Source organism: Myxococcales bacterium (assembly GCA_012517325.1).
Lineage (GTDB): Bacteria > Lernaellota > Lernaellaia > Lernaellales > Lernaellaceae > JAAYVF01.
Map to the genome: position 1 here is coordinate 21,267 of JAAYVF010000119.1, position 8,704 is coordinate 29,970.

The following is an 8,704-nucleotide window of genomic DNA, read 5'->3' on the forward strand; positions in this document are numbered from 1 at the left end:
AATGCAACTGTACGGCGTCATCGGCCACCCGATTTTGCACAGCCGCAGTCCCGATTTGTTTCGGCAGGCGTTCGCGGCGGAAAACCGTCCCGCCGATTATCTGCGCCTGGCCGCGAGGCGATTCGACCGGGCGATCGACCTGGCGCAAAGTCTCGGCCTGGCCGGCTTGAACGTCACCTCGCCTTTCAAGAAAGACGCGGCCGGCGGCGCGGATTCGCTCGCCGAAACCGCCGCCCGGCTCGGCGTTGTCAACGTGTTGATCCGGCAAAACGAAAAATGGCGCGGCGACAATTCCGACGTTTGCGGCGTGCTCGCCACCTTGCGCGAGGGCGGCTTCGAGCCGCAAGGCAAGCGCTGCGTGATTCTGGGAGCCGGAGGCGCGGCCCGCGCGGCGCTGCTCGCCTTGCGGCTAGGCCGGGCCTCGCGACTCACCGTCATCAACCGGACTTGGACGAAAGCGCAGGCCGTCGCGGGCGAATTCGCGACGGAAGCGCGCGCCTTCTCCCAATTACCCGCCGCGCTCGCCGCTGCGGATTTGCTGATCTCCTGCCTGCCGCCGGGAGCGGACCCGGTGGTTGCCGAATGGCTGCCCGCCGGCTTGACCGTTTTGGAAGCGAACTACCACCAACCGCTGCTGTCGCCCAAGGCCCGCGCGCGTGGCTGCCGGACGATCGACGGACGGCGTTGGCTGGTTCATCAGGCGCGGGATGCCTACCGGCTGTTTTTCGGCGCGCCGCCGCCGGAAGGCGCCATGACCGCCGACTGGCCGCCCCCGCCCGCCGCCAAACCGGCGATCGCGCTGATCGGCTTCATGGGGACCGGCAAATCCTCGCTCGGCCGGGCCTTGGCCCAACGGTTGTCGGCGCCCTGCTTCGATCTGGATGAATCGATCGGGCAACACACCGGCCGGGCGATCGCCCAAATCTTCGCGGAACAAGGCGAGGCGGAATTCCGCCGGATCGAAAAGGACATCCTGCACGGACTGCCGCTGGCCGAACCGCCCGTCATCGCTTGCGGCGGTGGCGTTTTGCTGGACGAGGCCAATCGGCGGTTTTTACAGCAACACGCCGTCTGCGTCTGGTGCTGGTCGGCCCTGCCCGCCATCCTGGCGCGGACGACCGATCAAACGCGGCCGCTGCTGGCCGTGGCGGATCGCGAGCCGGTCGCACGGCGGCTGCTGGCCGAGCGAATCCCTCTTTACGCCGCCGTGGCCGATTTGGTATTGGATACCGAGAAGCAATCGATCGAAACCGCGGCGGACTTACTGGCCGATGAAATCCGTTCAGCCCGCAACCGTTGACGGCGCGGTCGCCGCGCCGCCATCCAAGAGCATGATGCTGCGCGCGGTGGCGCTCGGCGCGCTGGCGCCGGGGCGGTCGCGCCTCGACAACCCGACGTACTGCGACGACGCGCGGGCCGTGCTCGGCGCGGCGCAAGCCCTCGGCGCCGAGGTGGAGACGCGGGCCGACGCGGTGTTCATTGCCGGCGGCGGCCGGCCGCGCGCCGCGCGAATCGATTGCGGCGAATCGGGCTTATGCCTGCGGCTGTTCGCGGCCGTCGCCGCGCTGTTCGCCGAACCCCTCACCCTCACCGGCCGGGGCTCGCTGCTTCGCCGGCCGCTGCCGGGCGTGGAAGAAACACTGGCGGCGTTGGGCGCCACGGCGACCGCCACGAACGGCTTACCACCGCTGATCGTGTGCGGGCCGCTGGCCGGCGGCAAGGCTACGCTGGACGGTTCGGAAACGTCGCAATTTCTGACCGGCCTGCTGATCGCCCTGCCGCTCCTGCCGCGCGACAGTCGCCTGACCGTCAATCGCCTGGTCAGCCAACCCTACGTCGAGCTGACCTTGCGAATGACGCGGCAGGCCGGCGCGGAGATCGCGGTCTCGCCCGACGGCCGGCAATACGACATTCGCGGCGGCGCGGTGTATCGACCCCAACAATGGCGGATCGAGGGCGACTGGTCCGGCGCCGCATTCTTAATGGCCGCCGGCGCGCTGGCCGGGCGGGTCGCCGTGCGGGGCTTGGACCCCGAATCCGCGCAGGCCGATCGGGCCCTGCTGGACATTCTGCCGCGCTTTGGCGCCGACGTGGAAAATCGCGTGGGGGAGATCGTCGTCCGGCGCCGCGAGCGACGGGCGTTCGCGGCCGACCTGACCGATTGCCCCGATCTCGCGCCGCCGCTGGTCGCACTGGCCGTGCACGCGGCGGGCCGGTCGGTGCTGCGCGGCGCGCGGCGGCTGCTGAGCAAGGAAAGCAACCGGGCCGCCGCGTTGACCGAGGAGTTCGGCAAGCTGGGCGCCCGGATCGAATGGCGCGACGACGAACTGTTGATCGACGGCTGCGGCTTGAACGGCGGCGACGCGCAATGCCACGACGATCACCGCATCGCGATGGCGCTGGCGGTCGCGGCCCTGGCCGGCGGCGGCGAGGTGCGCCTCGCCGGCGACGAATGCGTGGCCAAATCGTACCCGGCGTTTTTCGCCGACCTGGAGCGGCTCACGAGGAGAAACCCATGAACTCGTTCGGGCGACTGTTTCGGCTTTCCATTTGGGGCGAATCGCACGGCGAAGCGGTCGGCGTGCTGATCGACGGCTGTCCGGCGGGCCTGCCGCTGGCGCCGGACGATTTCGAGCCCGACCTCGCCCGGCGTCGCCCCGGCCGCGCCGGCACGACCGCGCGGCGGGAAAGCGATCCGGTGCGGTTGATCAGCGGTGTCTTTCAGGGAAAGACCACCGGCGCGCCGCTGCTGATCCACCTCGCCAACCAGGCGGCCGACTCGTCGCCGTATGAAGAAATGAAGGATACGCCGCGGCCCGGCCACGCCGATCTGTCGGCCCGGATCAAATTTGGCGGCTTTCAGGATTACCGCGGCGGCGGGCATTTTTCCGGCCGCCTGACCGCCGGTCTGGTGGCGGCGGGAACGGTCGCAAAGAAGCTGCTGCCGGGCGTTTCATTCCACGCCGAAATCCTCGAAATCGGCGGCCGGCGCGATTACGAAGAGCTGCTGGCGCAAGCGATCGCCGCGGGCGATTCGCTGGGCGGCCTGGTTGAGTGCCGCCTCGCCGGATTGCCGGCCGGATTGGGCGAACCGTTCTTCGATTCGGTCGAATCGCTGATCGGCCACCTGGCCTTCGCCGTTCCGGCGGTCAAAGGCGTCGAGTTCGGCGACGGTTTCGCCGGCGCCGGCCGGCGCGGCAGCGAATACAACGACCCGATCCTCGCCGCCGATGGTCGCGCCGCGAGCAATCACGCGGGCGGCGTCAACGGCGGCCTGACCAACGGCAACGAGGTGGTCTTTCGCGTCGCGGTCCGGCCGACCGCCAGCATCGCGACACCGCAACCGACGATCGACCTCGCCACCGGCCGACCGGCGGAATTGACGATCACCGGCCACCACGACGCCTGCATCGCCCTGCGATTTCCGGTGATCCTCGAAGCGGTGGGCGCGATCGTCCTGGCCGATCTGCTGCTGCTCGAGCAGCGAATCCCCCGCGTTTGGCGATGACCCAAGCGCCGGCCCTGGCCCGCGCGAGCGTCCGGCTTCAGCCGTTTCGCCAATCATTTCCGAGGCTTTTAACTATTATTAAATAACACTTGTTTTTCGCTATTTCGTCGGGATACAATAACTTCGGTCGGATCGGCTCCGGAGACTTGGCCGCGCGACGATGATTCGCCGGCGGGTCAAGTGGAGGCGCTCATGAAGCGATTGACTGGCCTGACCGCGATCGCGTTCCTGGCGTTGCTGACGCTGCTTGCCATCTCTTGTGAAGAATCGACAGACACCCCATCCGAAAACGAAGACGGTTCGGACGACGACAGCCCGCCCGATGACTCGCCCATTAGCGACGATGACGACAATGACGACGATAACGACAACGATAATGATGACGATAACAATGACGACAACGACAACGATGACGATAACAACGACGACAACGATGACGACGACGGTCGCGTCTGCACCGCTTCCGGCTGGTGCTGGCAAAATCCGCTGCCGCAGGGCAACAACCTGAATGGAATCTGGGGCGCATCCCCGACCGCCGTGTTCGCCGCCGGCGACGCCGGCACCCTTTTATTTTTCGACGGCGTCGGGTGGTCCGGAATGACCAGCCAGACCACCGCGAAATTATCGGCAATCTGGGGCGCCGGAACCACGGAGATTTTCGCGGTCGGTCACGATTACGACTCCTGCCGCGCGACGATTCTGCATTACGACGGCGACCATTGGGCGGCCATGCCATCCGGCGGCTTGGCCGACACGGCGCTTTACAGCGTGTGGGGAAGCTCGCCCACGGATGTCTTTGCCGTCGGCGAGGATGTTTGGACGTCGACCAACGTGATTTTGCATTACGACGGATCCGTCTGGTCGGCCATGGCGAACCTGCCGCCGGCGATCGGCCGCGGGATCTGGGGCGCTTCGGCGACGGACGTGTTCGTGGCCGGGATGACCGACGACGCGAATAGCGGTTTGATCCTGCACTACGACGGCGCCGCCTGGTCGATGATGTTTGCGGATTCGGGACTTCCCTTGTCCGGCATCTGGGGTTTTACCGCCACCGACGTTTTCGCCGTCGGTCGGGGCGGCCGGATCATCCGTTATAACGGCGCTTCCTGGGCCGCAATGGCCAGCGGAGTGACCAGCGATCTGCTCAGCGTCTGGGGCAATTCCGCCACGGACGTTTACGCGAGCGACGACCACGGGCGGATTTTGCATTTCAATGGAACCGCCTGGGCAATCGATAGCGCCGAAGCGACCAGAGCCGTCAACGCGATCTGGGGCGGCTCCGGCAGCGACGTCTATGCCGTCGGCGACGGTGGAACTATTCGCCACCGGGATGAAAACGGCTGGTCGGCGCATTCCCAATCGCTTTCCGAATACGCCGTACTGCTGGGGATCTGGGGCACTTCGGCCGACAACGTCTATGCCGTGGGCTACGAACACATCGGCCCATTCACCGGCGTAATTTTACACGGCGACGGCAATGGCTGGTCGCGGTTCTCCGGCGCCGTCCTGGACGACAAGGAAATCCACGACATCTGGGGCGACAACCCCGACGATGTTTTCGCCTGCGGCCGCGATGTCGCGGCGAAAAGCGGCTCGGTTTTGCATTTCGACGGCGATTCCTGGTCGGCCATGAATCCCGGCGGCGCCGTTTGTCTCAACGGCCTTTGGGGCAGTTCCGGCGAGGACGTATTTGCCGTCGGCAGCCTCGGCGCGATCCGGCATTACGACGGCGCCGCATGGTCGATCATGACCAGCGGGACTAACGAGAATTTGAACGACGTCTGGGGACGATCCGCCACGGATGTCTGGGCCGTGGGCGACAACGGCACGGTGCTGCGCTTCGACGGCGATTCCTGGTCGGCCGTCGATTGCGGCTCGACCGACAACCTCAACGGCGTCTGGGGCAGCGGCGAGGATGTGTTCGTGGTCGGCGATTACGTTTATTCCGTTTCCGGGTTTGTCCTGCATTTTGACGGCACGACCTGGACCGAAACGTCCGGCAAGGAATGGTGGTGGCCGCTGTCCGCCGTCTGGGGCAGTTCCGCCGACGACGTCTACGCGACCGCGTACGGTTTCGATCTGACGAATTCCGGAACGTTCCTGCATTATGACGGCGATCTCTGGACGGAAATTGACCTGGGAACCATGCCGGGAATCGGGACGCGGGCGATCTGGGGAAGTTCCGCCGCGGACATTTACCTGGTGGGCGACAACGGATCGATTTTGCATCACGGCGATTAACCGGCGCGTCGCAGTTAAAAAAAGGGAATCGACCTGTCCGGCCGGTTCCCGTTTTGCGGATTTTCTCCGTGTGGTCGGGGGCGGAATTGAACCGTCGACACGCGGATTTTCAGTCCGCTGCTCTACCGACTGAGCTACCCGACCATCTTTAGAGAGTATGGCTTTTAACAAAGAAAACCCGGCCCGTCAAGCGACTTGTTTCCCCGCGTCGCCCACCCGGCCGGCGTCATTTTATTTATCCCGTTTCTTCGCTAGGATAGCGCCACATGATCCGGATCGATTGCCATACCCATACCCGTACTTCCTGGGATTCGCTGATTCACTATCGGCGCTTCGTGGCCGACGCCGTCAACGCCGGTCTGGACGCGGTGGCGATCACCGATCACAACAGCCAGGAGGGCCTGCGCCGCCTGCGCGAGTTGGAGCCGCCGTTTCGGCTGATTCCCGGCGTGGAGGTGGTGACCGCGTCCGGCGAGATCATCGGCCTGTTCATCGAAGAAATGCCGCCCCCTTATCGCTCGGTCGACGATACCGTCCGGTTCATCAAGGAGCGCGGCGGCGTGGTCGTGTTGCCGCACATCTTCACCCCGCTGGCCACCGAACGCCTGCAGCCGCCCGGTTTGTGGCGCGCGCTGGAACTGGCCGACGCGATCGAAACCGTCAACGCCCGCAATCATCATCCTTTGTCCGACGAAATGGCCCGGCGGCTCGCCGTTCATTACGGTAAGCCGATGACCGCCGGGTCCGACGCCCATTTGCCCGGCTGCCTCGGCAACGGCCATTTGCGGATGGAACCGTTTACCGACGCCGCCGACTTTCTCGCCAAACTGCCGCGCGCGGAAACGATTCTGCGCCGGCGGTCGTCGTTCCTGGAAAACTTCGGCAGCGTGCTGCGCGCGGTCGTCGAGCGCGGCACCTTCGGTCTGCCGCCGCGCGGCGCGTTGCCGCGCGACCGCTTGGGGGAGTGATTCGTGGAAAAAAACGATCCCTGCAACCGTCACCTGTTTCGCCGTTACCCGGGCCTGATCGGCAAACTGCCCTGGATGCCGTTGGCCGACCTGCCTTCGCCGGTTCAGAAACTGGAAAAACTCGGCGAACACCTGGGCGTGACCGATCTGTGGATGAAGCGCGACGACCTCAATTCCACGCTCTATGCCGGCAACAAGCCCCGCAAATTCGAATTCATTTTCGCCGAGGCGCTGGCGCGGGGCAGCGACGAAATCGTCACCATGGGCAGCGCCGGTTCGAATCACGGCGCCGCGACCTGCCTGTTCTGCTGCCGCCTGGGATTGCAACCCGTGCTGGCCGTCAGCCCGCAACCGGTGCTCAGTTACGTCCGGCAAAACATCCTGGTCGATTGCCATTGCCAGGCCAAGTTTCTCAACGCCGGCAACGAGGTCAGCGCCAGTTTGAAAATCATGGCGTATTTCCTGAAGGCCCGGCTGGCCGGGCGGAAAAAACCCTACTTCATGTATTTCGGCGGCAGTAGCCGCGCCGGCAACGTCGGCTTCGTGGAAGCCGGCCTGGAACTGGCCGCGCAGATCGCGCGCGGCGAGGTGCCCTTGCCGCGCTACCTTTTCGTCACCACCGGTTCCTGCGGCACCCACGCGGGATTGTTGGTCGGCTTGCGGCTGGCCGAACTGCCGATCGAGGTCATCGGCGTGCGCATCGTGCCCAAGGTGGTCACCAACCGCCCGGTCGTCGCGGCGCACGCCAACCGCCTCGCCGAATACCTGCGCGGTCTGGAGCCGTCGATTCCGGCCATGCGTTTCAACGCGCGCGACATTCACCTGCTCGATGATTTTTACGGCGGCCAGTACGGCCGGCCGACGCCTGAAGGCAAAGCCGCGATCCGCCTGCTGGCCGAGACCGAAGGCCTGCCGCTCGATCCGACTTACACCGGCAAATCCTTCGCCGGCATGTTGGCGTTCCTCAAGCGGCAAAACATCACCCGCGAACCGGTGCTGTACTGGCAGACGCTCAACGGCGTGCCGCTGCAAGACCGCCAGGCCGCCGTGCCGCCGGCCGATCTGGCGCCGCCGCTGCGCCGCTACTTCGAGGCGCCGCTGTACGATCCCGAACTGTAGGAGGTGTGCCGTGCGTAAAACCGCGCTCGCTCTGTCAATGCTCCTGCTCCTGGCGGCCGCCGCGGCCTGGGCCGAGCCCACGTCCGTCCAGACGGTCGAAGGCTACCTGGCGAAAATGAAGGTCGCCGCCAAACAACCGACGCCGGGCGAATTCCAGTTCAAACTCGGCTTCCCCAACGCCAAGGCCGAAAGCTTTCTGGTGCGCGTGCTGCCCGCGAACAAGGTGGTCTACGTGGCCATTCTCGAGGTCCAGGATCTGCCGTTTCGCGGGCCGCGCAGCGAAGGGCTGTTCCGCGAACTGGCCAAACTCAATTTCCAGTTGACGGTCGGCAAGCTCGAATGGGAACCCGAGAAGGCGCAAGTGCGGCTCAGCTACACCTTCGCCTCCGAACAGGAAATCGACCAGGCCTCGTTCGTCGCGGTGATCCAGACTCTGTTATCGGAAGTCGAACAGGTGCGCGCCAAATTGCAGCAGGTCAAATAGCCTCCGATGACTCCGTGTTGCTAATGAGCCTTGTCCGGTTATGGCTCGGTTTTCGTCCAGGTCATGCCCTTATCCGGATAAAGAAAAATCCATTGAATGGATGTCTCATCTATTTGCCTCCTATATGCTCGGTAATATACATTTCCGACCTCGAAATCCAAAAGCAAAGACATATTAATTAGACTTTCTTTTTCGGGTAAAAAGTCGATATCAATGCGCCCATTAATTACTTCGAAGACGCCAGCGACGCCAACTCGCAGGGGAATGCTCCAAGACTCGTCCATATATTGGTTTTCCGGGGGAACGTCCCATTCATCCGCGGGGTCGCAGGTGATGATGTTCTTCCGGCCGTCCGAGTCGCGGTATTCGCCGACGATCCAGCGC

8 protein-coding genes and 1 tRNA gene are annotated in these 8,704 nt (G+C 64.7%); 7 read left to right on the top strand and 2 right to left on the bottom strand.

Going from position 1 to position 8,704, the window contains the following annotated elements:
• Position 1: 1 nt before the first annotated feature.
• From GX444_19665 to GX444_19680, 4 genes are all read left to right on the top strand, one after another.
• A complete protein-coding gene (locus tag GX444_19665) occupies positions 2 to 1,300 on the top strand; it encodes a hypothetical protein (GenBank protein ID NLH50799.1) in 1,299 nt (432 codons plus the stop codon).
• A complete protein-coding gene (aroA, locus tag GX444_19670) occupies positions 1,272 to 2,519 on the top strand; it encodes a 3-phosphoshikimate 1-carboxyvinyltransferase (protein ID NLH50800.1) in 1,248 nt (415 codons plus the stop codon). The genes GX444_19665 and aroA overlap by 29 nt, the downstream gene beginning before the upstream one ends.
• Positions 2,516 to 3,508 (top strand): chorismate synthase, encoded by a 993-nt coding sequence (locus GX444_19675; GenBank protein ID NLH50801.1) that lies wholly within the window; start codon positions 2,516 to 2,518, stop codon positions 3,506 to 3,508. The genes aroA and GX444_19675 overlap by 4 nt, the downstream gene beginning before the upstream one ends.
• A 192-nt stretch (positions 3,509 to 3,700) precedes the next feature.
• Complete coding sequence (locus GX444_19680) at positions 3,701 to 5,749, top strand: glucosyltransferase-I (GenBank protein NLH50802.1); 2,049 nt, start codon at positions 3,701 to 3,703, stop codon at positions 5,747 to 5,749.
• A 71-nt stretch (positions 5,750 to 5,820) separates the two neighbouring features.
• Here GX444_19680 and GX444_19685 read toward each other — a convergent pair.
• Positions 5,821 to 5,893 (bottom strand) — tRNA-Phe (locus GX444_19685).
• Between the two features lie 122 nt (positions 5,894 to 6,015).
• Between GX444_19685 and GX444_19690 the strand changes: the two genes are divergently transcribed.
• From GX444_19690 to GX444_19700, 3 genes are read left to right on the top strand one after another with little or no spacing between them, the layout of a single operon-like run.
• Positions 6,016 to 6,717: a PHP domain-containing protein gene (locus GX444_19690; protein ID NLH50803.1), complete on the top strand. Its 702-nt coding sequence runs from the start codon at positions 6,016 to 6,018 to the stop codon at positions 6,715 to 6,717.
• A 3-nt stretch (positions 6,718 to 6,720) separates the two neighbouring features.
• Positions 6,721 to 7,836 (top strand): pyridoxal-phosphate dependent enzyme, encoded by a 1,116-nt coding sequence (locus GX444_19695; protein NLH50804.1) that lies wholly within the window; start codon positions 6,721 to 6,723, stop codon positions 7,834 to 7,836.
• A 10-nt stretch (positions 7,837 to 7,846) separates the two neighbouring features.
• Complete coding sequence (locus GX444_19700; GenBank protein NLH50805.1) at positions 7,847 to 8,320, top strand: hypothetical protein; 474 nt, start codon at positions 7,847 to 7,849, stop codon at positions 8,318 to 8,320.
• Between the two features lie 38 nt (positions 8,321 to 8,358).
• On the opposite strand, the gene GX444_19705 is transcribed toward GX444_19700, so the two are convergent.
• The coding region (locus GX444_19705; protein ID NLH50806.1) for a hypothetical protein at positions 8,359 to 8,704 on the bottom strand (346 nt) is incomplete at its 5' end.

What these genes read in the sequence shown, in the direction of transcription:
- GX444_19665 (NLH50799.1), top strand. Translation starts at nt 2, where the DNA reads ATGCAACTGTACGGCGTCATCGGCCACCCGATTTTGCACAGCCGCAGT.
- aroA (NLH50800.1), top strand. Translation starts at nt 1,272, where the DNA reads ATGAAATCCGTTCAGCCCGCAACCGTTGACGGCGCGGTCGCCGCGCCG.
- GX444_19690 (NLH50803.1), top strand. Translation starts at nt 6,016, where the DNA reads ATGATCCGGATCGATTGCCATACCCATACCCGTACTTCCTGGGATTCG.
- GX444_19675 (NLH50801.1), top strand. Translation starts at nt 2,516, where the DNA reads ATGAACTCGTTCGGGCGACTGTTTCGGCTTTCCATTTGGGGCGAATCG.
- GX444_19680 (NLH50802.1), top strand. Translation starts at nt 3,701, where the DNA reads ATGAAGCGATTGACTGGCCTGACCGCGATCGCGTTCCTGGCGTTGCTG.